Here is a 24,780-nt window from a genome sequence, read left to right as displayed (position 1 = left end):
GTCAGTCCACCTCCTCCCATGGAGCACCGGACAAGATCAGCTCCGCGAACGTTACAAATTGGTCCATTGCGCCGGACCCGTCGAGATAAGACTCCGGTTGCGCGATTTTTCGCAAAGCGAGCTTCAGCTGCTTGCCGCGCGAATCAGGTTTCAGGATGACCAGCGCTCTCTGGCCGCCCGGAGCCGGCACGATTCGTTGAACGATTGACGCTCCGCCAAGCACCTCTACCGGTTCGAGCCATAATGCGCGCTCCATCTCGTATCGTTTGCTTCCAACCGGCGAACTCTCTTTCACCTCGCGAGGCAGCATGCGGCTGCGCCATAACGGCTCGGATGCGTCAATCATAATGGCAGCCGGCGAAGGCGCGGCGGAAGAAGTTTCCCAAAATACGACAAGCTCAGGATGATCCGGCACTTCCAGCGGTTCGAGACCTGCTTCTATCATTTTCGAATCGAACTCGTTTCCTTCGGGATCGCGGGCTGCGAAGAACGTTCCGACCGCTTGGAGCGTGCCTGCGCCGACGGAACGATGCTTGACGCGTGCCGCGAAGAACGACTGCGCAAACTCTTCCAGCGTGCCGAACCCGCCCGTACTAAAGGAACGCTTCCAGATGGACTGACCGGCTGCCCCTTCAGGCGCATCATGATCCGCCATCTCGACTTCCATGATGTAATCCGTAAACCGCTCCAGCGTATACCCGATATCGACCATGGAATGCCGGAATCTTGTGTGGTCGACCGGAACGCAGGAGTGGGCGAGCTCTTTCTCCAGCGCTTCCTCGAACGGATCAAGGATGCTCTTGGCTACCGGTTTGACATTGGCCTTGGTCAGTACGAGCGGATGAGGCAGTGCCAATGGGGACTTGATCGGCCGGTACGAAGAAGCCTTGAGTCTAACCTGCAGTCGTTTCCCGTAAGTCTCGTACATACGGACGACCTGCGGCGTCGCAAACACCAGCCGGATAGCGCCTTCGCTGAAGAAATGAGTCTCCCGTTCATCCGGCGTGCTGGTCAGCATCCAAGGGTCCAGGCGCAAAGGCGGGTTTGCATCCGTACGGAACCAAAATTTCTGAGTCTTGACCGGCAGCGATACATGGTCCTCCGGCGCTTTATCTTTCGGCCTTCTTTCACGCTCGCCTTCCCAAGTCATCGTCACGCAGTAAGTCTTGTCCGTCTGAAGCAGCGCCCAATCGGCCGCGTCTGAACTGAGAACGGAGCCGGCGGCTCCCTGCTTCTTCCCTTGTTCTCTATGATCATAATCGCTGCGCAGCAGTTCACGCTGGCCCTGTGACTCGATGGCCGCGACATAGAAAGGACGAGCCTTCAATTCTTGCAGATCCGCCTCGCTGGGATCCTTGAGTCCGATTTGAATGCGGTCCCCTTCCGCTTGACCTTTTACCGTCACAAGTACTCCTGCGTAGCCCCACCGTCCGAGATAGGTCTCATGCTGCATGAGGCGATACACATCCGAATACCATGGCCCGTTCGGATCCATCCACTTTGAAGGCAACGGATTACCCGCGCTAATCAGGTCTGCTCCGGTCACGACATGCGTGTTCAGCAATTCTTCATTCCCGTTCGATACGCACGCATGCAGCAAATGCTGTTCTAGCAGCATTCTTGGTATGAACAAGTAGAATGTCGTATATTCCGCTATGCCCGTGTGGCAAATGACGGCATCGACAAGGCCGGGTTTATACTCTCTTTCTTTCAATTCCGATTGAATGTATTGATCGCGATCCGACCGAGGTCCGCGATCATAGCGCCAGTAATCGTCCAGCACCGGCGATGCCAGCACACGGCTTTGACAAATTCGCGTATTTGCCGTGCGCCCCAACTGATCGGCCGGAGTGGACAAGGCTAGAAGATCCGCGCGCGTGACCGGCTCCCGCTTCTTGATCAGCCGCAGCACGTCCGACGTCCCCAGCCATTTCGGCTGCACCGGCTCGGCTCTTTTGACGCCTTGCACGGCGCCGATAATATCGATCGGCTTCCGCTGCGGCGACGTGCCCCGCGGTACGACAGTCCGAGCCGCCGGCGGACATTTCACCGGCGTCCCTTGCACCTCGGCAGGTACGACTCCGCGGAGCTGATCAAGCTTGCGATCTCCGCTCCGCCAGCGCTCGACGACTTTCATGTCCAAATCCGGCGCAGTCGAGCGTATCGTGCCTAGCGGATCCGGCCATGCTTTCCCTTCAAGCCGCCATCCGTAAGGCGTCGGCCCAAGCTCCTCCTGAAGGAAGGTCCACATTACCGGCGCAGGAGGCGCGGCAGGTACGCAGATCGTACCCCAGTAACTTTTGACCCAGTCCTCCAATTGGCTGCCGTACGTCATCGCTTTTGGAGTCGGGTCGGGAATCCAGCTGAGCAGCGCCAGCTGCGCTTCGAATGCGGTTGCTCCGGATTTCGGCGTCCACCAGGTTGCCGGAGTCTTGCCTTCCGATACAGCGTCCGACAGCTCCACCGTTTTCAGCGTGTATTTGTAGTACATGTCCCCGCGGGCGATCCAACCGTCAGAAGAAGATGCAGCTGCGTACGGCGTGCCTTGCAGTTCTTGATCCTTAAATTTCACGCCTCCATACAGCGGCGGAGCAGCCATGAGAATGACCGGAATGGCATCGATAGGCACCACCGGCATCTTGTCTGGCGCAGGCTCGACATCGGATTCGATGGCATCGCCGATGCCGCTGTCGATCGGACGGTCTACGCCGGTGCCGACCACAAGCGCGGGAGAACGGCTTATCAGTTTCAACCCTTTCCCGAGCGGCGGAGGAGGAGGTATCGGAACCGCGGTTTCTCCCAGTTCGAACGGAACGGAGCCCGAGATCGTAAAGAAGAGAAACTCGACCTCGCCCTTGATCTCGCCGGAAATGTGCGCGATCTGATCGTTTGCGGTATCCTCCCCGATATGGACCGTCAAGCTTGCCGAGGCGCTGATGCTGACGATCCATAGATTCAGCTCTCCCCGGACGTACAGAATGCCGCTGAACCGGAACGGATCGAAGCCAATAATCGCATCGAATCCGGCTCCAAGCTCCGCATAAAGACCTACTGGCTTCGAGCCCCAGACGAACGATACGTGCAGCCCGGTAGCGATTGAAAATCCGCTCACCGCGGGCAGTACCGGATGTCCGGTGATTCCGTTTCCGGAAATCATTAAATAGCCCGTAGCTTCGAAAACTTCAAGGATATCGGCGTGAACCATATCGTTGAACGTACCGAGATTGAGATGCCAATCGGCAACATCCTTAAAATTGAAAAACGCTTCGACGGGAATCCGGATCTTAATAAGCGGCGCAACCTCATATTCGGCGCTGATCCCGATGACGATCGTTCCTCTGCCCATATCCAGGTCAATAACGGCGAACAGCGCCCCTTCCGCATTTCCGGCGAGCTCGGGTTTCGCTTTGAGCAAATTGGCTTTCATCATGAGCAGCAAACGCGGACCGGGCAGTTCCAGCAGCAGCATGCCTTTCATATTGAAAATCACGCTGGAGCCCATCGTTCCGAGCACTGCGCCAAGACCGAGAGCCCAGGTGCCGGCTTGGGCTTTCCAATAGAGCGGATTGCCTACATTTCCGCCGGTCTTGCGCAGCCAAGCTAAAGCTGGAGCTTGATTGGCGTCCAGACCGCTTTCGTCTCTCACGTAATGCATGGCGAACAGACCAAGGAAACCGTATATGCCCAGGCCGGATGTTCCAAGCGGCAATGCCACGGGGAATTCGGCATCCAGCGATACAAGAACGGCCGTGACATCCGTTCCCGGCACTTTTTCAATGGCGAGACCTGCAGCTATGCGTACATTTAACGAAATGAGCGTGATGTCGATACTGCCTTTGATGCCAGCCGGGCTCAACTCGACATAGCCTCGTCCTCGAACGGCACCCGGGATGTCCACTCCGGCACCGAAGGCCGTGATCGACAATTGAGGCGGATCTGAGTCGACCTGAGCCCGGATTCTTGCCCGATCGATCGAAATCACGCCGAGGTCGAGCGCGAAACCGAGATCGATTTCGAAGATGAGCGGGTTATTGCGGGCCACCTTTGCGCCGAGCACTTGTAAAATGCTGCCTAATGGATCCGCTACCTCGATTGAGCCGGGCTTGGATACGTCGATGGTGTACCCTTTCGACGAATCAAATATCGGCCGAAACTGGAAGGCAGCTTCGCCGGGAGGAGCGCCGAAGAGAAGGCCAATGGCCTTGTATCGGACCGAGAGCGGAGCGTCTCTTCTGATTTTGACGAGTCCGAGCAGATCCATCGAAATGGCGGTTTCAATATCGAGAAGAAGAGCAGTCGACCACTCGCCCTTGTCATTGGCAATGACTTTAAGCTCGCCGCCATACCAGACGACTCGCTCCGTCCGGAACCAGTCGGTTGCGGCGATTCCCGCAATAACGCCATATCCCGCTGCCGTTAAAGGCATCTGAACAATGGCGCCTTTACTCTCCGCAGCCCCTGCCAAAGCTGACAATAACGGCGTGAATAGGAAGGACAGCCCTAGGAAGTTCAGTCCATAATCCGGCGGGTTTGGATCAAAATCATCATCCGGACGGGTTCCCAGCAGCGCCAGCCCGTCCCGGTCTGCTGGATCCGCTCCGAGATAGCCTGTGACGGTGACCTTATCGGTCGCATCGTCAATTTGGACCACGAGCCGAACGTCGATTAATCCATCCGCCGGATTTTGGCTGCCGAGGCCCTTCCACTTCGGAATCGTTGTGCCCGGACCTGCGCCGTCTTGCAATCGCTTCTCGGCAGCGGTCTGGTAATCGAACTTGCCGAACACTTCGCACGCGACGAATTGATTGCGGACAATGCGAACTTTGGCGCCCAGAAAATGGAACCAGGAAGGCGGTTCGGGCGGAGCGCCGGCAGGCACCGGATCATTTCCCGGTATGGTGCCAGGCCCTGGCGCCGGATTCGAAGGCTTTCGGGAAACGGTGCCTTCAATAACGATATCGTCCGCCGTTACGGGATCCCACGAAGCCGTTGCTTTCCAGAAGTTTCGTCTCGTTTCCAGCTCGGTTCCTTGCTTGGTCCAGTCGGTCATGTTTGCTGCAGGAGCCGGATTAAAGTCGTAGTTCTTCCCTAGGCTCTCGATCATCGTACGCAAGCCGTCTGCGCGGCGCCGGGCGAGCAGCGTGTTATACGTACGCGACTGCGTAGAATCGGGGCCTTCGAAGCTGGCGAAGCCTTCAATTTTGATTTTGGAGCCGGCAGGAACGCTCTCGAGCATGCCTGCAAGAGCACTGAGCGAATCGGATCCCGCTGTCCATGATGCGGTAGGGCCTTGGTCAGGCGCGGGCTCAGTCCGGGAGTTTGCCTTATTAAGGGAGTACGCAGGCCCCTCTGTGGGTAGAGGATGATCGAACCGGTAAAACGCGGTGAATGAATCCACGCCTGCCCGTCCGGGTAATTCCGCCTTGACACTGATATTGGCTTCCGGAGCAACGTTAACGGTTACGGTTTCACCCGTACCGGCCGCAATACCGCCGACAGTCCATTTAGCCGCTCCAGACGGTGCCAGTCCGATAATGGCTGTTGTGCCTGTTTCCTGTATCACTTTAAATACTGGAGAATTGACGCTTTTTGTCCCTTGTTTAATCGAAGTCGTCTCGATCTTCACTGGATTGGAGTCTGGTTTGTCGCTAAGTGAAGCTTCGGTTGGGACAGCTGCTGCGATCTGCAATCGGGTAATGGTCAGCTCCAGCGTCGCCTCCTTCGGCGTTCCGCTGCTGTCAGTCGCTTTTAGCAGGACGGTTCTTTGCACCGTGTTTCCCGTCATATCGATGTCGTGTTCTCGACCATTTTGCACGGCGCCGTCGATGGACGCCGAAGCGGTAAAGGGCGTTCGTCCGCCGTCGATATCTATAATCATGCGAGTGTGTTCCGGCAGCTGTACGCTCGCCTTCTTGTCGCCATTGCGCGTAATCCCATAGCTCTTGCCTGCTGCATCGTAGAATCGTGCGCCAAGCTTCAATACGCCTTCGCCTTGATTCAGAACCGTCAGATCAAAATCGCCGGTTATCCCCGCAGATTGGCCAAAGCCGATCAGCAAGTTAATGGCGCCGCCGTCAACCGCGAGGTCTTTAGCCCCGCTTGGCGCAACGAATAACCGAATCTCGGGCAAATACAGCCCCTGCCAGGACTCGTCGTATCCGAATTGCGACAACACAGCCGGCGGCGTAAATCCGTCGGATAAATCGAGAACGGCTGAACGAAAGCCGAAGCCGACAATATCTTTATCGCCGATAAACGCATAAGGCGGGTCCATCGTGACCAACTCGGCTGTAGATAGGTCGCCCGGATCGTCGAGTCCGGACGCGCCGGCCGATAAGATTGCGGCGGTGAGCGGATCATTAACGCCGGAGCCTTGGGCGAGCCGCGCTTTGACTTTGGGCAGCGTAAACTTTACTTCCGCATGATGCGGATCCGGGATTAACTGCCCGTCTGCCCCACGCTTCGCGCCGCGAAGAAATGGAGGCCGAAGGACAACCCCGGCGAGGAGGAGATCCAGCGTGAATTCCGTGTTCGGAAAGTCGGAAACCGCTCCGTCTCCAAGCGTCGATAGAAGGTCAGCCTCGTCTTTGAAATCCGGATTGCCGGCAAGCGCGGTTACCGCCTGGGCAATCTTCTGAGAAGCGATGCGAGGTGCCGTCAGCTGGAATTCGATCTTCGAATCCCGGATATCCATCCAAGGATTTCGGCGCCCCGGATCGTTCAGCGGATGGCCTTCCTTATTTTCCGCTTCGACTCCAATGCGCATGTTGTCGAGATCGACAAAGGGCCGAACACTCCCTTTGAAGCTCGCTCTTCCTCGAATGACTACTCCTTCCGGACTAATGGCCGTCTCGTGTTCATCAACGGCGAGCGCGGCCAGCGCCGGGTGCCATGGGCCAAATCCAGATCCCCGCAAAAGATACGGAATCATGAGGTCGATTAACGATAAATCGTACATTTTTTAACCCTCCAACGGCACAAAATGGGGCATAAAGATAAGATGTCTGCACGATCCGCCATAACGTCTCTTCCTAAATTATCCATTTTGCTGCAGAAACTTTAAATAAGGCTAGCTACCCAAACGCGTTTCGACTCTTTCTCCTCGAATAGACACTGTCATGCCAGTATCGCGTAGACCGTCGGCATTAGACCGGTAACGGCATGAAGTACTAGTGTGAACGTGTGGATAAAAAAAAAGAGACGATGCGGGCTGCTATCCACTCGTCTCTTTTTTAATTACGGCACAATTTCAAAAACGGTACCTTGGTTATAATCGTTCACTTTCATTGAGCCATAGACCCCTAAATAGAGTCTGGATTGATCAAGATTCGTTCCCAAATTTACATAGTAAGCGGATTGCGATCCATAATTATAATCGGTTTCAATAACACTAAACTCATTTAATTTACAATCCGTGCTTACCCTGGTATAAGCTAAGACCCCTCTAACGGGAGGTGGGGATCCGCTCCGCGCAAGATCGGTAAATACGACGCTGCCCTTTAAATCGGGGATTTCGTTCCCCATATATGGCTGCACTCCTGTAAGCGCGGTTCCTCCGAACCTATCGGACCTGGGATCTTTATGAAAATAACAGGTTAAAGGCTGAATACGCCTCACGGAAGTTGTTACTGCTTCATTGAAATACGCAATCATCTTCTCATCCAAAGCCGGATTTACAGAGCAGCTGCGTATAATCGAAGCAGGAAAAGCACCCTCCCACCCTCTCCAGCCAAAGTTAATGAATCCTTCCTGGTCAGGTTCGGCATTCATAGAGAAAGCTTGAGTAAGCTGAGTAACCGGTATTGGTTTATATTGAACGAATGTAAATATAGACTCTACCATATCCTGTCCGACATTACCCGCATATTTGATATACTGGTTATTAAACCTTTGAAAAGAAATACCGGGTATATTGCGAACCCCTTTGGCAATTACCGTTAGCGTTTCCTGGACAGGCAAGGGAAGCTCATTAAAACGCGTGACAACGGGTGGATTATCGATAAATGCAATCCTAAGGACATCAATTTCAATTATTTTTCCTGCGATTTCCATATCATCCTGACTTAAATTAAATGGATCATACCCGGATCCGCCATCTCCTGTCGTTAAAACAAGTTGTCTGGTTTCAGGCGAAAAGGTTAGGCTATTGACACCATTATGATTTAAAAACGGTCTTCTTAGGTTAAGTAACGTCCGACGTTTTTGAGGTTGACCATTCGCTTGTAATATCCATTCCTCAACGGTATCAATATGATCATACTGAGTTTCTCTATTTGTCCACTTCAGGTTTAAGGTTCCGGGATCGCAAGGATTTGGCTTGAATGGTCCGGGAAGCGCTCCTGGTCCTTGCGTTCCGGCTTTTGAATAATGAAGATAGAACAGGCCGTTAAAATAAAATTCAGGATGAAATGCAAGCCCCAGCAATCCCCTTTCATCATAACCGCCAGCAGCACCCAGTTTTATGATTTGCGGACGAATATCCAAAAAAGTCTTGATATCTCCGTTTCCTATGTAATAAATCTCTCCTAACTGGGTCGCGATAAATAATCTCTCAACGGTGTCACCGGGAAGTATGGCTGTTTTCAAAACAGTAGGCAAGTTTATATTCCTTACAATGGGCCGTAAACGAACCTTAACTTTTTTCAACTAACGTAACACCCTTTCTTTAATGTTGTAGTTCTATAAAATATGAATAAATGGATTCTACTAGCACCTAACTTGTGCGGAATGGCAGACCGGATGGCTGCGCCAAATAAAAAACGCAACCCTCTATAGTTGCGTTGAAATTCTTATCTTGATTACGCCGCCATTGCTAAACTCCGCTGCTTCTGCTTCCTCATCGCAATCCCTTTCACACTTTAGATTTTCTTTATAGGTCTCCATTAGTTTCGTAGCGGTAATCTTCCAACTGAACTGATTTTTCGCATCCTCTCTTGCTTGGCTGGAAAGTCGTCTATACAGTTCCGGATCTCTCGCGAGTTTGACGATGTGAGCGGCGAATGCGGCAGGATTACTGTATTCTTGAACCAGCAGGCCGTTACGCCCGTGCTGGACAATTTCCGGAATCCCTCCGATTTGGGAAGCGATGACGGGGATTCCGCTCGCCATTGCTTCAACATTGACTAAACCGAATGCTTCGTGCTTTTGCGAGGGGCATATAAAACAATCCCCGGAACGATAAAACAGCGGCATTTGCTTGCGAGTCAGATTACCTTTAAATTGAACCGGAATTTTCAAGATGCGTGCCTTTTTCACCAGAAATGCCTTATAAGCGGGCCTGCCGGTTCCTCCGGCAACCGACAGTTTAAGTGAAGGCACGGTTTTTCGGGCAATCTTAAAGGCTCTCAGCAGAGTAAGGACTCCTTTTCTTGGAATCAACCTTCCTGCGAAAAGCAGGTGAAAGGGCTTTGAACTTGGTTTGTTTCGAGGGTAATACTTCTTCGTATCCACGCCTAGATGGACGAAATGAATCTTCTTTTGATGAGCAGGAAAACGATTGATTAATGATTTCTGCAGAGACTCGCTATTGGCGACAATTAGATTCGCGTGCTTAAAATCAGCGTTGGCCTTCCGTTTTGTCGTCATCGGACTCGTGGCAAACGTCATGGAATGCATAAAGACGGAGATCGGCGTATTCGGAAATGCTTTTCGAACAGCACCCGCGAAGCTTGGTCTGTTGTCAATTTGAATGAGATCATACTCATTCCCTTTCACTTTTTGAATCGCATTCTTTAAATAGGTCTTCTTCGACCCTCCGGTTACTCTCAGAATAGTTGAATTGTTTACTATAGATTTACGAGGAAGATACTTTCGGAATACGCTAACGATAGTGACTTGATGTTCACTCGAAATTTCCTTTGTGATTTGAAAGATGCAATTCTCAACGGAACCCCCGATTGGCGGCGGTACCGGAATTTGTTCAGGCGCAATGATCAGCAGCTTCATTCCGTGCTTCCTTCCTCTAAAGTTGTATTACAAACTATTCAACTTTTCGAGTGTGTTTCTAGGTAAATATCGCAGACAGGTCAAAAATAGGTATATAGACTCCGGCAGCTAAAAGATTCCTAGTCAATGATCATTGCCGATGCCTTGATAATAGTACCCGAATCCGCGCATTCGCCCAGCATCCATCATATTGCGGCCGTCAAAGAAATTGGGCTCCGCGAGAAGCGCCTTCGCTCCCTCCCAATCCAACTGTCCGAACTCGGGCCATTCTGTGCACAGGATGATCGCTTCCGCGCTGCGTAATGCTTCTTCAGCCGAAGAACAAACCGTCACAACCCCATAGGAAGGTCGAACCGGCAAAGGCGCGACGGGATCGAATAACCGCACATTGGCTTGCTCGAGCAGCAGTTGATCGATCATCCGCAGCGCCGGCGCTTCCCGAATATCGTCCGTATCCGGCTTGAACGCAAGCCCCAGGATAGCAATGCTTTTATGCGCAAAGCCTCCCAGCCGCGACCTTGCCTTGTCGAGCAAATAAGCGAACTGCGTATGATTGACCTCCACTACTTGGTCCAAAATGTGAAGATTCGCTTCATGCTTTCTTGAGGTCATGATCAATTCCGAGACGTCTTTAGGAAAACAGGAGCCTCCGTACCCCAGGCCGGCCTGAAGAAAACTCGACCCGATCCGAGGATCCAGGCCCATCCCTTCGGCAACCTCTTTAACGTTGACCTCCAGCTTGTCGCAGAGTCTCGCAAGCTCGTTCATATACGATATTTTTGTTGCGAGGAACGAATTGGACGCATATTTGATAAGCTCTGCGGTTCTCGGCTTGGTTACGATCCAAGGACATGTAAAAGACCTATACAGCGTTTGAAGCTGCTCCGTTGCCCTCGTGCTGTCGGTGCCGATCACGATACGGTCGGGCCGCAGCGCGTCTTCCACGGCCTTCCCTTCCCTTAGAAATTCGGGATTGGAAGCGACATCGAAATGACTGGGCTGCCGCTGCGCCGCTTTCATCCACGATTTGATTTGCTCCTGCGTGCCGACCGGAACCGTGCTTTTGGTAACGACGAGTTTATAGCCGTTCATAGAGCGCCCGATATCCTCGGCGGCTTGTTGAATGTAACTAAGATCCGCGCTTCCATCCGGCCGCGACGGTGTTCCGACGCAAAGAAAAATAACGTCGTGTCCGGCGATGGCGGTTTCTTTATCCGTCGTAAACCGTAAGCGACCGCTTTGCACATGCTTGGAAATCAGCTCTTCAAGGCCTGGTTCGTAAAAATGCAGGCGTCCCTGCCTCAGACGTTCGATTTTTCCGGCATCGATATCAAGTCCCGTTACTTGCCAGCCGATCTCCGCAAACACCATTGCGGTTGTAGCTCCTACATATCCAGTACCGATAATCAATATTTTCAAGGTTCCTTCACCTCTTCATCTATAAGCACCCCAGCGACGATAGAATGATCGCCGATGATCACATTTTTAAGCGGGAATGGGAGATCTTTTACATGAACCCCATCTAAAATGATGCATTCCTCGATATGACAGTTTTCCAGCAGGGAGCCCGCTCCCACCGAAACGTAAGGGCCGATCCGGCAATCCTTCAGTACGCAGTCTTTCCCGATCGATACCGGCTCCACGATCGTGCAGCGCTCCAGCCTTGCGGAGTTGTGAACCCGGTTATTCGATGCTACCGCGTCCAGCAATTTTTGATTGGCTTGCAGCCACCGCTCCATCGTGCCGACGTCGATGCTCAATTGGTCGGTGACATGGTAAGCGACGTCATGCCGCTGCTCGATCAACCATTGAATCGCATCCGTTATTTCGAGCTCGCCCCGCTTGGAAGGCGTGATTTCACTGACCGCGGCGAAGATCTCCTTCGTAAACGCGTAAGCCCCCATTACCGCTAAATTGGACTTGGGATTTGTCGGCTTCTCTTCCAGGCCGACGATGCGCGAATCGCGGATTTCAGCGATGCCGTAATCCTGCGGGACCGCGACTTCCGCGAGCAGCAAGGATGCTTGTACACCGCCAAGCTCGATATCTTTCTTCAGAACCGATAACGGGGCAGAAATCACATTATCCCCGAGGAGCAGCAGAAACGCTTCATCCGACATAAAGGCTTCCGCTTGTTTAACCGCGTGAGCGATTCCCTTTGCTTCATGCTGATAGATGTACGAAATCGAGATGCCAAGCGCTTCTCCTTCGCCGAATTGCCCGCGAATGGACGCTTCCTGAGACGGATGAATAACAATACCCACCTGATCTATTCCGATTTCCACTAATTTCACGATCGATAATTGCAGCAGGGGCGTATTAGCCACAGGAATAAGCGTTTTAGGCTGACTATAAGTAAATGGGTATAAACGGCTTCCTTTCCCGGCACAGAGAATCAATCCCTTCAACAGCCTCCCCTCCTCTTCTAAGACTGCTACTATTCTATGAAAACTATTTTCAACTTGGTATAGACATATGCGGTTAATAATGACGCTGCATTTGATGAATGTGCCGTGCCCTGCACAGGAGTCCGCTCATATCCTACAAGGTATGCCTATGGGAAGATATTGACCTAAGGAGCTGAGGGACATTTGAAAATTGCTCAAATCTCGACGAATACGATTCCTGTCCCGCCGAAGGATTACGGGGGAACGCAGCGCGACGTTCATTATTTAACGGAAGAACTGGTCAGGCGGGGGCATGAGGTGATTCTGTTCGCCAAGAAAGGATCCACCTCGAACGCGACCCAAACGTTCGAATACGAATCGGATGATAAGAGTGAGCAGCTGGACTTCATCATCAAAAACCTTCCGCCCGACGTGGACATCATTCACGATCACTACGGCATCGTCGCGAAAGCGAATCCGCCGATTCCGACCATCTGCCAATCCCATTCCAAAGGGGTCAAGGGAAACGTGCAAATTCCGGTTTACGTCAGCAGGTTCATCCTGCGTAAATACGGGAATCAAAGAGGCTACGCCGTCTACAACGGCATTCGCATGGAGGATTACTCATTCAAAGCAGCCAAACAGAAATACTTGCTCTTCTTGGGAAGATTGATCAAGGAAAAAGGCGTCCACCTGGCCATCAAGGTTGCCAAGAAAACAGGCAGGCGGCTCATCATTGCCGGCACGCTGAACGACAAACAATATTTCAATACCAAAATCAAACCGCATTTGGGAAATAAAATCCGCTATATTGGCCCCGTGGGCGGAGACCGCAAACGCGAGCTGCTCGCCAATGCCCACACAGTCCTGTTCACGTCGACATGGGATGAACCCTTCGGACTTGTTCTTATTGAATCGCTTGCAAGCGGCACCCCCGTACTCGGCTTCAGGAAAGGCGCCGTTCCCGAGGTGCTTAGAGGATTGCCATCGCTCCTGTGCTATACGACATCCGGCATGGCCATGAAGGTCAACTACCGTAAACGTCTTCTGCCCGCGGCCCGCAGATGCAGGCGCTATGCCAGAACCCGCTACTCCGACCTCATAATGACGGATCGTTTCCTAAGCCTGTACAAAAAAATCATCGATAATAACTTGTATAAAATCAAAAAAAATACATTATGGAACCAACGCAAAGCCGTTCTTCAACCCGCGCCGAATGGAGATGACGAATAAGATGATCACTGTGATCGCTTGTACGATGAGACAATCATGCATGGACAACGTATTCCAGAACTACGACCGGCAGCTTTGGCAGAACAAAAAAATGATCATCGTTTTGAATAACGACGACATGGATATCGAGCTCTATCAGCAGCGTGCAAGCCAGTACCCGGAAAATGAAATCAGAGTGATCCAACTCCCTCAAGAATACAAGCTTGGCCAATGCCTGAACTATGCCATCGATTTAGCCGAGGACGGCTTCATCGCCAAGTTTGATGATGACGATTACTATGGCCCCCAGTATTTGAGGGAAGCCGCACGCGCGATCAAACGCGGCAAAGCGTCAATCGTAGGCAAACACACCGCCTTCATCTACTTCAGAGCGAAGCAGGCGCTGATGATTTTCCGTCGCTATGGTGAATGGAAGTACCGGCGCAGCGTCAAAGGCGGCACGCTGGTCTTTCGGAAATCGGTATGGGACCAAGTCAAATTTCCCGAATTCAAACAGTCCGGCTCGGATTCCGGATGGATCTGGCGGTGTCGTCGCAGGGGATATCGTATCTATTCCGTGTCCAAACGGCATTATGTCTGCATCCGAAGAAAGAACCACAACAGCCATACGCAAAAGAAAACCACCTGGACTTATATGTCGCAATGCAGGTTTGTTCGCAAGACGAAGTATTACAGACGTTACGTAAACTAGTCCCGGCCGAATTTCGGTAATTGATGCAGCGCGTGACGCGATTCCAACAACGCCATCGCCATGCGACCTACAACTTCGCCGGATACCGCCGGGCGAACCGAAAATCGCACACTTGGCAGGTATCCGAGCTTTCCTTCCCTGCTCGAAGCTGCATTCTCTGAGTCTAAAACACAAAAAACCCTTGCTGCGCAAGGGTTTTCGAATGAATTCATATAGTGAAGACAAGGGGAGTTAGACATCCGAAAGGGTCATAGGTGAGACGAAGTCGCTGTTCGCTCGGCCGTCTTCGGCTTGAAGGCCGATAACGCGGCGAGTACGAACCCGGCGACGGCCAACCAGACGAGTACCGACAAACTCAATCCGAGCGCACCTTCGCCGCCGAAGTACAGGATGTCGCGCAAGCCGTTGGCCGCGTAACGGAACGGCGTCCAGGAATACAGCCAGTCGGACGTTGCTTGCGACATGAACTCCGGCGGCATGCCGATTACGGGCATCGAGAAGAAAAAGATAAGCACGAGCAGCGCGATCGACGGCAGCCCGATCCAGTTGAACAACGCCGTCTGTACGAGGAAGAACGCCGCGCTCAGGAGCCATAGGTAAAGCCATGCCTGCCCGAAATGAGTCGTCTCCATGCCATACCACGTGTGGGCCATCCATAGCAGGAAAGCGGACAAGCCTGTCACGATCACTAGACCTGCGCTTAGCTGGGAAGCGACCGTCGCTATGCCCTTCGCTCCGTCGGCGCGATGCTTTTGCGACGACAGGAACATGAAAATAGCGGTCACGAGGCAGCCGAGCCACATGATCTGCACAATCAAGTTCGGCGCATTGCCGTTAGCATTGTTATCCCCCGGCGAGTGAACCGCTTGTTCCGTCACTTGAAATGGAGCAAGGAAAGCTTGCGCGGCGGCGACGGGTATTTGATCTGTCTGCTGGCCGATTTGACCGAGCAGTTGGCTGGAAAGCTGCGATTTGATCGTGCTTGTCATCTGCTGCAAAATCATTTTGACCGCCAAGACGGCCTGCGCATTCGTTCCTTCGTTCAGCACGATGCGCACCGTTGCCGGCTTCGGGGCCGGAGATTGCAAGGACGCAATTCCCGCACTCAGGTCCGCCGGGAGCACGAGCGCACCGTAGTAATCTTGATTCGCGAGCCCTTCTTCAAGTTCAGCTTCCGAACCGACCTCCACCCATTTCACCGGAAGTTCTCCGATGCCGGTCAACTTCTCCTTCACTATAGCACCGACATCGAGCTCGTTGCCGTCCGGCAGCTTGGCCGGCTGATCGAGCACGACGAGCGCGACAGGGATGTTCTTGGGCTTCGCGCCGAGCGTAGACCCCATTAAGGCCAATCCGAAAATCATCAGCACGGCCAAAGCGACGACGATTCCGATACCTACGAATTTAATTTTAAAAAAGGACATGCGGCTATTTCCTCCTTGATTTATAATGGACACAGTGTTCATTAATCACCACATTGTTCATTATAATGAGGGGAAATCGGTTTGCAATGCGCAGTTTGCATGCAATCTGTCGATTAGAAGACAGCTGGCAGTGGACCTGTCGAGTATCTTCAAACTTTTTTTGAAAAGAGGCTGTCGCCCATGACGGACAAATTAGACCGCAGGCAATTGAAAACGAAGCAATTATTACGCGAGGCATTCGTGAAGCTAATCCGTGAAAAAGGGTACGAGGGAATTACGGTCAGCGACCTTACCCGCAAGGCGAACATTAATAGGGGCACGTTCTACTTACATTACAAAGATGTTCTTGATCTTCGCGACCATCTTAAAGCCGAGTTCCATCAAGGGCTGTTGGCCATCGTCAGTCATCTCGAACCTGGCGAGCTGTTCAAAGCCGCATCCGAGGGCAAGGTATACGATGGGCTGGTACGTCTTTACGAGTACTTTGACGCACAAGCGGATTTCTTCGAAGTCATGCTCGGCCCGAAAGGCGATCTGACCTTTGCGCGGCTGCTGAAAGATACGATCGAGGAACGCATGAACGAAAAAATCGCCAAAATCACGACGGGGCGCAAGGATGTGCTCGTTCCGCCCGATGTCCTCATCGCCTACATGGCGTCCGCCCAGTTGGGCTTCGTCCTGCACTGGCTTCAAACCGGACGCAAGCAATCTCCTCGCGAGCTTGCCCAGATGCTGACCCACATTATGTACCTGGGACCGCTTAAAGCGGTCGGGTTTCAGGCTAATTAGGCATCCGAGCTCGAATATAGGATAAACTCTCTTTTACCTGATCCTCGTGCAAACCATGCAAGATTAATGGACCGGTAAACTGAGCCTCAGTAAGCAATTTCAAATAATGTTCATAGTCAACCATGCCTTGACCCGCAGCGACAAACTCCGATTGCCCATCCATCTTCATATCTTTGGCATGCGCAATGACGATATGTTCGCCTAGTAAATCAAAGCTTTCGCTTAGGAGATCATTCATCGATCCGGCATAGGCTGGATTGTACAAGTTTGCCGCATCCATTACAATTTTCACGCTTGGCGAACGAAGCTCATCGAGCAGGTCTCTAGCTCTTCTTGCATCGAACACAATATTAGCTAACTCCGGCTCGATTCCGAGCACAATGTTATATTCCTCGGCGATCTCCACTGCCGCGGCCATCGTATGCATCATGTCAGCCCAGGCTTCCGCGCTTCGGTTATCCGGATGCAGCCGCCACATATTGTCACGGTCCCTGCTGCCCGTGCACAGCGTAATGACGGACGTTCCGAAGGCGCCGCTTGCATGTGCGAGAGCGCGAAGACGCTCAATCCCCTGTCTGCGCTTATTTTCATCCGGATGAGCCATATTGAAAGTTCCTGAAACAGCTGACATCTCTATATGAAGCCGTCGGCATGCGATTCCGATCGAATTCGCAAGATTGGGGTCAATATAATCGGGCATGGAAGGCAGCCCCGCGCAGGACATATTAAATTGAGTCTTCAAAAGACCATGGTCATGAATGGCTGCCAATACGTCTTCAACCGAGTTACGACGAAATGTTTTCGCAAAGATCCCCAATTCCATCATACTGCACCTGAAACATCGGATAATTTGACTTTGCCGCCGCCCATTTCCGCCGACCTTGCCAGCGCCACCATCGCCCTCATGTTTTGAACACCATCATGAACCCCGGCACCCATCATGGGAGATCCGTTTAGAATGGTGTCAGCAAAGCCGTCTAACTGAAGCTTATAAAAATGCGCGTCTGCTCCAAGCGGTTTGCGATACAACCCGTCTTTAGCCGAAAAAACCTCCACCTCGCTTGCCTTGAACAGCCAAGGATTGTAAGTTTTGGCGATTACGCTGCCATGCTCGCCATACACTTGAAAACCTTCGTGCCAATCCATGCGCACGGCTACGGTCAGATCCAACTGACCAACGGTGCCATTCGCAAATTCAATGGTGCAAAGCCAATTGTGCGCACCGAATCTTTCGGAATGCCAAGCATGTACGCTTTCGATTTCACCGCCCAAAAATCTTGCGGTATCCACGAGGTGACTGCCATGCGTCATCATGTAATAGCGCTGTTTGTCTTGCTTAGGGTTGCCTTCAGGCTTTTTGGCCGCCTCGCTGGTAACCATAACAGGCATGACGTTTTCCGTAACAACGTATCGGTAGGTTGAATCGCAGTACCAAGCTTTCAGCGCAAGCATTTCGCCCATTTCTTGTTGGATAAAGTTCCGGGCGTATGCGATGCCGGGATCAAACCGTTTCATGTTGCCAACCTGCAAAATCAAGTTCGTGCTTCGTACAATGTCCTCAAGCTCCTCGCATTCCTCGATCGTAACGCCAAGCGGCTTTTCAACGAGCACGTGTTTTCCGGCCAATAGCGCCTTTTTCGCCATGGGGACATGAAATTGATCCGCGATCCCGATCACGACAGCTTCCACATCCGGGTCGGCGAGCATCGCGTCATAGTCGTAATAAGCACGATTCGGGTTATATTTACCGCTCATTTTCTCCACTAGATCCCGAGCGACGTCGCAAATGGCATGGAGCTCTGCATGGTTTGCTCTTACGCAAGCCTCCAAGTGAGCGGCCTGGGAAATAACGCCGCAACCGAGCACCCCGACTTTTAACTTGTTTTGGACCGCCATTATCTTTTTCACCTCACATCATCTTCATCGGTAAAGGATGACTCACGCTTTGATCAGCTGACCTTCTTTATCCTGCAATTTATTGCTGCTTGTCATTTGCGCCAATACCTTTTCAACTAATGACCGCATATCCTCGGTCAACCTTGAAAACCCGAACAACTGCGAAACATGCTGCGGTAGTTCATCCTTCGACATGCCGAAGCTTTCCGCCACCACCTTATCGATGGCAGCCTCGATTTCCATCGGATCGATCAATCCGGCTTTTTTATTGGACAACTCCGCGCGATTCCGTAACGGAACCTCCTGCATGCCCCGGAGCCATAAAAAATCATCGAGCTTTTGTATGGATCCGTTCTGCTCTAACGTACGAACCGCTTCATCGATTGCGGCTTGAATCCGGTTCCCGGCTCTCTTGATCCCCGCCGCTTCGCAAATACGCTTAATCACTTCGCTTATGTGAACGGGAGCCTCTACCCGGACTACCTCTTGCACCCATGCCGCAATCATTGGTACCGGGACCGCATGGAATTCCTTACCCGACAACTCTATGCTCAGTTTAGCGTGCACGTATTTTGATACGTCGTTCTCCATTGGCTTCACGGCTTCGAGCGGCTCCCGCCTTATGACGAGCTTCCGCTCGTCGCCGCTCTGTTTCTCGGGCCTTTTGCTTTGCACGGTCATCCTGCTCGCAAGCTTTGCTTTTTCAATGGCTTCCACCGCGCGCTTAAGCTCCCGCTCCGGCTGCTTGAACCAGTCCGTGCTCCATATCCGGTGAATGCTCCAACCGAGACCTTCCAACACCTCCTGCCTCAGCCGGTCGCGGTCTCTGGCCGAGCGGGCGCTATGGTACGCAGCCCCGTCGCATTCAATGCCAAGCACATACCTTCCGGGCTGCTCATGATCGACGACAGCCAAATCAACGAAAAATCCCGCAGACCCTACCTGCTTTTGAACCTTGTATCCGGCATTGGCAAGTGATTTGTAAACTGCCTCCTCAAACGGCGAATCAAAGTCCTTGCCCGTCTCTGCGGGAATATCCAGATGACCCTTTTCCGCGTAAGTCAAAAAGGTCTTTAATGCCTTGACTCCTCTTGCCCCGGATCGGTTCAGGTCGATATCCTCCGACTTCAGGTTCGTGAACACCTCACAGCGGATTCGCGCGCGAGTGACAAGCACGTTGAGTCTTCGCTCCCCGCCCTCCCGATTCAGAGGACCGAAGTCCATGGCCAAATACCCTTCATTGGTTTTACCGTAACCGATACTGATGAAGATGACGTCGCGCTCATCCCCTTGAACGTTTTCCAGGTTTTTCACGAAAAACGGCTCATGCGGGTGAGCGTGGAAAAAAGGCTCCGCCTCCTGGTCCGACCTCCGCAGCATCTCTACTTCGTCCATTACGGCCTGCATCTGAGCCATGCTGAATGCGGCTACTCCCAGCGATAGGCCGGGGTAATGCTTCGCATGGTGCATGACGGCAAGCGCGACGGCTTTGGCTTCGAGCTTATTCGTCCTCGTCCGCCCGCGGTCATAGCCCGTTTCCGGAAGGTAGCGGTAAATAAGCCCGGAATCGAGCTTTTCCGCATCAGGGCTTGGGAACACAACGAGCTTGTCGTCATAGAATTCATGATTCGAAACCGTTATTAACGATTCATGCCGGCTTCTATAATGCCAGCGCAGCATTCGCTGCGGCGCATTTTGCCCGACAAACAAGCCTAGAATGCTCTCCATGTCGCTAACGAAATCGTCATCCTCCGTCGCGTCGTCCTTGGACAAGGAATCGAAGAAATTCGTAGGCGGCATCTGCTTGCTGTCACCGACGACAACCGACTGCTTCCCTCGAATGATTGCGCCGAACGCATCAACCGGCTTCACCTGACTCGCCTCGTCGAATATGACCAAGTCAAATTCCAAGCTTCCTGGCGGGATGAAGGCTGCGATCGACAACGGACCCATCATAAATACAGGCTTGATCGCTTGTATGGCGTTGCCTGCGGACTGCATCAGCTTACGGATCGGCATATGTCTGGTCTTCTTCGCCATCTCGCGTTGCAAAATCCCGAGCTGTCCGCCGCCTTCATGCCGGGGAAGCTTGTTCCAGTGTGCGACGGACAGCTTCAAGCGGTTGAGAAGAATGAGCTCCTTATCGAGCTCCCTGAACTTTTTTACAACCTGGTCGTGCCTGCTGCCGTCGAAATGAGCCAGAGCCTCCCGCTCCACGAACGCTTTCTCTGCCAGAGTCCGATACCGGTTCCATCGGAAGCAATCCGTCAAATAATCGGAGGATAAACGCCATGATTCAGCCAGCTCTGCAAATTCACGCATATCCTCTTGCCTGCACAACTCAGCGATATGATTAAAGGATGCGATTTCATGGACGGCATCGGCCTGCTCCGCCCATTTCGGCACCAATTCGCGCAAAACCGAGAACTTCTGCTTAAGCAAGGGCTGCTTATTCTCAAAGCGGACTTCTCCGTCGAGCTCAAGCAAATTGCTTAATTCTTTCAGGCTTTTCAAACACGCGTCATAAGCGTGCTGGACTTCCGCCGCGAGCTGATTCAAATGAGGGATTTGAGCCGCCCCGCTGATGAATGCGATGCTCCACGACGGCAGCCGTTCGGCTGCGCTTTGATGAAGCTCCACCATCCAATCGATCAAGCGCTGCAGCTCGTTCCAATCGGTCTGCACACCGTTCCAATACGAAGCAAACAGCTCCCTGGCAAGAGGCTCGCCTTCCATAACGGCTGACTTGCAGCTTTGCGCTTCAACAATGGCATCGACAATGGTCAAGCCTGGCACTTGATTGGCTTTGGGATTGCGCAACAAGGCTTTCGCCTTATTTTTAGCGGAGCGGTATCGTCCGGAAAGGAACCTCCACCATTTGTCTTGATACGAGATCAGCGAATACCTGATTCCCATCACGTCCTGATCCCATGCGGCGGGCAGTACGGCTTCATCGTATTTCGCGCGAATCGCGGAATACCTGGTACCGCTCGCTGCGAATCGGTGAAGACTGTCCTTCAGCTTCAGCCATTTCTCTGAAGCGATATTCACCTCATCCAGCTTGGGCGCATGCAACGTTCTTGCTGCAATATCCAGAAACGATTGCACTTCGTCCACATGCTGGGGTTCAGGAGCGGGCGTGCTTTCAACAATTTCGCCACACTGCCGGATGAGATCAGAGCAAGCGGCAGCAGCGTCCGCCGCCGCTTTTTTCAGCTGATCCAGCTCGCCCGGTATGAAGGCCTTTTTTCGGCTCCCCCAAAAAAGATGCCCGGAAGGAGCGCCCATCCTACGAATCAGGCTTTGCAGCTCTTCAATCAGAGCCTCCCGCTTGAGAAAAGTCTCTTCCGTCCATTCCGTCATTCCATCGGTTGGAACTCTAGGAAAATCAATTTCTTCAAGGCTAGTCTTATAATGTACGAGTTCTCCTAACGCTTTGTATGGCGTGACGCCAGAGCTGGAAACAGGAGTATTCATCGCCTCGCTATAGCGATTCAGGCGGCTGCGCAGCTCCTCCAATACGGCTATTTGACTCCTAAGCTCTTTATGGGGCTCCCCTAAATGGAGCGTATTGGCAAGGTCGTTCAGCAGCAGCTTTTTATTCGTTTTGTGACTGTGCAGCTCCAAGCAAGCGATGCCGAGGCCCGCTTCATCAAGGCGGCGCTTAACCACCTCTAATGCGGCCATTTTTTCAGAAACGAACAGCACTTTCTTGCCATGCCCGATCGCATCAGCGATCAGATTCGTAATGGTTTGCGATTTACCTGTGCCAGGCGGACCTTGAATAACCAGATTGCGCCCCTGATTGGCGTCCAGCACGGCCATCAACTGAGAGCTGTCCGCATCCTTAATGAGATTGCTGTCCTCATAATTCATATAGGGGTCCAAATGTTCCTCATCGCCGAACGCGGAGGACGGCTCCCGAAACCCATCCTCCAGCAAGGCTTTCAGCACAGCATGTTCCAAAGGCTGGGTATGCTCTGGCCAATGCTCCATATCCAGGTCCCAATACATCAAAAACTTCCCAAACGAAAAAAACCCAATTACGATAGAGTCGCAATCCAAACTCCATCTTTTTTGAGCTTCTACCGATTTTTTAACAAGTTCAAAATACTCGCTTACCTCCATGATGTCTTCGTCAAAAACAGGAATTGCAAGTCCGAACTCGGACTTCATTTTGGCAGCAAGCGATATATTATGTCCGACTTCATCCTCCGTGTAGATCACCGTGAACCGTTCTCTTGCATTCACCCGGTCTAATTGAACGGGCACAAGCAGCAGGGGCGCTTTTCTCGCCTCCTGGCTGTGATCGGATTCGTACCAATTGAGCATGCCCAGCGCCATATACAGGATATTGACGCCTTGCTCCTCGATATAAGTTTTAGCGGCCGTATAGGTGGCGAGCAGCCGGCTTTGCAGCTGTTTATCGTTGTAATTCGTTTGCAGCTTGGAATCCAAATAACCCTTAGCCGCTTCCGAATCGTCTGGATCATCTATGTATGCACCTGCGTGCGGCGGCTCGAATGTCTCGAGCTCCGTTTTTTTCTCCGTTGCTTCCAGAAACGTCATCTTTTTTTTATCCGAAACCAAAATCCGGTAAACCTCGGATGGTTTTTCATTCACGATTTCAAGTCCGCGCGCTTTATAGGTTCGATAATTCAACAATGGATTTCGGAGACCGAGATCAAGCAGCTCTTGTCTGGCCATATTTAATTTCGTAGCAATACTGCCGATGTCATTCATCCATAATCCTCCGTTTTCTAACACTATAAACTATTATTCGATAGTAACCTCCAGAATCCTCCAAATGGCCCTGTCTCGGATCGTATATTCACCATCGTATACAAAAAGAAGAGTTTCTAACCTGTAAAATCAAGTTCGTGCTTCGTACAAATTCCGATCCCGATCAAGACAGCTTCCACATCCGATTCTACGAGCAACAGGCTGCCAACTAGGCAGCCTGTTTATTCGTAGCACCTTAAAGGGAGCTGTTATGAAAGTGTCTCTGGCGATCCTCATGCGTCTTTTTGCCATGTTTGAAAAGGCTTACAATTTCCGGTGTTAAAAACACACTCTGTCCATATACAGTTTTATAAAAGCTTCTGCATCCACATTTTTGGCAGCCTTGATGACGGACTGATCGGCGTTTCCGCGCCAGTAGAGCGCGCTTTTGTTATAAGTCGCCCCGCGCGTAAATTCGCCCTGAGTCTCCACAACAATCTCGTCCTGCTGCATTTCCAGTATGCGATCGTCAAACACGGCGCAGATCGCCAGAGGATCATGCATCATCGGATAATGGTCCGTTACCTTCTGCCACCTTGCGATCAATTCCGGAATATAATCGGCCGATTGTTTATGGCTGGTCAACAACCGGTCCATATTTTCTTTGGTCAGAATACATTTCACCGTAACATCAAGTCCAACGGCCTTAATAGGGATGCCCGATTCGAACACGATCCTTGCGGCTTCCGGGTCGCATCTGATATTCCATTCGCTTAGATGGCTGTAGAAACAACCACCCATCATCACAATCTCTTTCACCCTATGTTTGAGCTCCGGCTCTTTGAGGATGGCAATTGCGATATTGGTCAAAGGACCGATCGGCACCAGGGTTATATCTCCATCCGATTTCATGACCGTATCGATGATGAAATCGATGGCCGTTGTCTTGAAGCCCTCTGCATGTCCTTCTTTTTCTTCCGAGTATTGGTTCGGAATCTCGCTTAAGTCCACCTTGTTGAGGATCGGGCTTCCAATGCCTGCATATACGGGAATATCTGCCCGTCCAGCCTTTTCGAGCAAGTTAACCGCTATTTTTGCCCGGGCCGTAACATTTTTGAACACCGTCGTTATTCCGATAATTTCCAATTCAGGCGATTCAAGCGCAAACGCAATCGCCAGCGCATCGTCGATATCATCGCCAATATCCGTATCAATGATAATCTTTGTTTTATCCATGTTACCCTCCCATGTGAGATTATGTAATATTGCATAGCTTCATTTTACGCACTTGACTATAACGAAAACAATGTACATAAATATGATTTTCAAGTAAAAATATATGGTGTTGTTGCAATATAGTGCAAAAAAATCAAAAAAAAGAGACTCCCGAAAGAGTCTCCATTGTTTTTCTGTTCAGTTTCAACTCATTACCCTTCGTTTTCATCGTCTTTTGGAATGGTTATATAGTGGGCAGGTACAAGCAATCCGATAAGCAGCAACGCGAGCATACCGAAGAAATATAGGTAAATGGCCATAGCATCCATTATTTCTCGCCTCCATTCAAGGTTTGTCCGGTCGGATATGTTTTATTAATCGGTTCCATGTCCAATGCGCCTTTTACAAGAATGCCAAGTACAACGATCACTGCTACGTTGAATCCCATGATCATGAACATAACTTCCATTTATCTCAC

14 protein-coding genes are annotated in these 24,780 nt (G+C 51.7%); 3 read left to right on the top strand and 11 right to left on the bottom strand.

Features of this window, described 5'->3' with window-relative positions:
* Position 1 precedes the first annotated feature (1 nt).
* The 5 genes from DL346_RS04485 to DL346_RS04465 all read right to left on the bottom strand — a co-directional run bounded on the left by DL346_RS04485 (position 2) and on the right by DL346_RS04465 (position 12,353).
* Entirely contained in the window at positions 2-6,958 is a 6,957-nt protein-coding gene (locus tag DL346_RS04485; protein WP_112880848.1) for a hypothetical protein, read from the bottom strand.
* Between the two features lie 278 nt (positions 6,959-7,236).
* Positions 7,237-8,646, bottom strand: a complete 1,410-nt coding sequence (locus tag DL346_RS04480) for a PQQ-dependent sugar dehydrogenase (protein WP_112880847.1) — start codon at positions 8,644-8,646, stop codon at positions 7,237-7,239.
* Between the two features lie 123 nt (positions 8,647-8,769).
* A complete protein-coding gene (locus tag DL346_RS04475) occupies positions 8,770-9,945 on the bottom strand; it encodes a glycosyltransferase family 4 protein (RefSeq protein ID WP_112880846.1) in 1,176 nt (391 codons plus the stop codon).
* 123 nt (positions 9,946-10,068) lie between these two features.
* Positions 10,069-11,364 (bottom strand): UDP-glucose dehydrogenase family protein, encoded by a 1,296-nt coding sequence (locus tag DL346_RS04470; protein ID WP_112880845.1) that lies wholly within the window; start codon positions 11,362-11,364, stop codon positions 10,069-10,071.
* Positions 11,361-12,353: a sugar phosphate nucleotidyltransferase gene (locus tag DL346_RS04465; protein ID WP_165822374.1), complete on the bottom strand. Its 993-nt coding sequence runs from the start codon at positions 12,351-12,353 to the stop codon at positions 11,361-11,363. Before DL346_RS04465 ends, DL346_RS04470 begins: the two co-directional genes overlap by 4 nt.
* A gap of 183 nt (positions 12,354-12,536) precedes the next feature.
* On the opposite strand from DL346_RS04465, the gene DL346_RS04460 reads away from it, so the two are divergent.
* Together DL346_RS04460 and DL346_RS04455 are read left to right on the top strand one after the other, a co-directional pair.
* On the top strand, positions 12,537-13,565 hold the full coding sequence (locus DL346_RS04460; RefSeq protein ID WP_112880843.1) for a glycosyltransferase: 1,029 nt from the start codon (positions 12,537-12,539) through the stop codon (positions 13,563-13,565).
* A 1-nt stretch (position 13,566) separates the two neighbouring features.
* The gene (locus DL346_RS04455; RefSeq protein WP_165822373.1) at positions 13,567-14,256 is read left to right on the top strand and encodes a glycosyltransferase family 2 protein; all 690 of its coding nucleotides are present in this window, start codon (positions 13,567-13,569) and stop codon (positions 14,254-14,256) included.
* A gap of 248 nt (positions 14,257-14,504) precedes the next feature.
* Here DL346_RS04455 and DL346_RS04450 read toward each other — a convergent pair whose 3' ends face one another.
* On the bottom strand, positions 14,505-15,680 hold the full coding sequence (locus tag DL346_RS04450; RefSeq protein WP_112880841.1) for a YhgE/Pip domain-containing protein: 1,176 nt from the start codon (positions 15,678-15,680) through the stop codon (positions 14,505-14,507).
* 180 nt (positions 15,681-15,860) lie between these two features.
* Here DL346_RS04450 and DL346_RS04445 point away from each other — a divergent pair, with 180 nt between their 5' ends.
* On the top strand, positions 15,861-16,469 hold the full coding sequence (locus DL346_RS04445) for a TetR/AcrR family transcriptional regulator (RefSeq protein ID WP_112880840.1): 609 nt from the start codon (positions 15,861-15,863) through the stop codon (positions 16,467-16,469).
* Here the strand turns inward: DL346_RS04445 and DL346_RS04440 are convergent.
* The 5 genes from DL346_RS04440 to DL346_RS28940 form a co-directional block, all read right to left on the bottom strand.
* Positions 16,462-17,169 carry a sugar phosphate isomerase/epimerase family protein gene (locus DL346_RS04440; RefSeq protein WP_276311507.1) on the bottom strand — a complete coding sequence of 236 codons (708 nt, stop codon included), beginning with the start codon at positions 17,167-17,169 and terminating at the stop codon, positions 16,462-16,464. The two genes, DL346_RS04445 and DL346_RS04440, sit on opposite strands and share 8 nt — an antisense overlap.
* Before the next feature lie 122 nt (positions 17,170-17,291).
* Entirely contained in the window at positions 17,292-18,365 is a 1,074-nt protein-coding gene (locus DL346_RS04435) for a Gfo/Idh/MocA family protein (RefSeq protein WP_112880838.1), read from the bottom strand.
* 42 nt (positions 18,366-18,407) lie between these two features.
* Complete coding sequence (locus DL346_RS04430; RefSeq protein WP_112880837.1) at positions 18,408-23,108, bottom strand: DUF3320 domain-containing protein; 4,701 nt, start codon at positions 23,106-23,108, stop codon at positions 18,408-18,410.
* Positions 23,109-23,426: 318 nt separating this feature from the next.
* Complete coding sequence (locus DL346_RS04425) at positions 23,427-24,323, bottom strand: nucleoside hydrolase (RefSeq protein ID WP_112880836.1); 897 nt, start codon at positions 24,321-24,323, stop codon at positions 23,427-23,429.
* A gap of 307 nt (positions 24,324-24,630) precedes the next feature.
* On the bottom strand, positions 24,631-24,771 hold the full coding sequence (locus DL346_RS28940) for a hypothetical protein (RefSeq protein ID WP_165822372.1): 141 nt from the start codon (positions 24,769-24,771) through the stop codon (positions 24,631-24,633).
* Between the last annotated feature and the right edge of the window lie 9 nt (positions 24,772-24,780).

The sequence above is a fragment of the Paenibacillus montanisoli genome, assembly GCF_003268025.1.
Classification (GTDB): domain Bacteria; phylum Bacillota; class Bacilli; order Paenibacillales; family Paenibacillaceae; genus Paenibacillus_Z; species Paenibacillus_Z montanisoli.
This window is presented reverse-complemented; position numbering and strand designations above follow the sequence as displayed.

Excerpts from the sequence above, each read along its gene's own strand:
- DL346_RS04485 (WP_112880848.1), bottom strand. The coding sequence starts at position 6,958 with ATGTACGATTTATCGTTAATCGACCTCATGATTCCGTATCTTTTGCGG.
- DL346_RS04475 (WP_112880846.1), bottom strand. The coding sequence starts at position 9,945 with ATGAAGCTGCTGATCATTGCGCCTGAACAAATTCCGGTACCGCCGCCA.
- DL346_RS04455 (WP_165822373.1), top strand. The coding sequence starts at position 13,567 with ATGATCACTGTGATCGCTTGTACGATGAGACAATCATGCATGGACAAC.
- DL346_RS04450 (WP_112880841.1), bottom strand. The coding sequence starts at position 15,680 with ATGTCCTTTTTTAAAATTAAATTCGTAGGTATCGGAATCGTCGTCGCT.
- DL346_RS04445 (WP_112880840.1), top strand. The coding sequence starts at position 15,861 with ATGACGGACAAATTAGACCGCAGGCAATTGAAAACGAAGCAATTATTA.
- DL346_RS04440 (WP_276311507.1), bottom strand. The coding sequence starts at position 17,169 with ATGCCCGATTATATTGACCCCAATCTTGCGAATTCGATCGGAATCGCA.
- DL346_RS04435 (WP_112880838.1), bottom strand. The coding sequence starts at position 18,365 with ATGGCGGTCCAAAACAAGTTAAAAGTCGGGGTGCTCGGTTGCGGCGTT.
- DL346_RS04430 (WP_112880837.1), bottom strand. The coding sequence starts at position 23,108 with ATGAATGACATCGGCAGTATTGCTACGAAATTAAATATGGCCAGACAA.
- DL346_RS04425 (WP_112880836.1), bottom strand. The coding sequence starts at position 24,323 with ATGGATAAAACAAAGATTATCATTGATACGGATATTGGCGATGATATC.
- DL346_RS28940 (WP_165822372.1), bottom strand. The coding sequence starts at position 24,771 with ATGGAAGTTATGTTCATGATCATGGGATTCAACGTAGCAGTGATCGTT.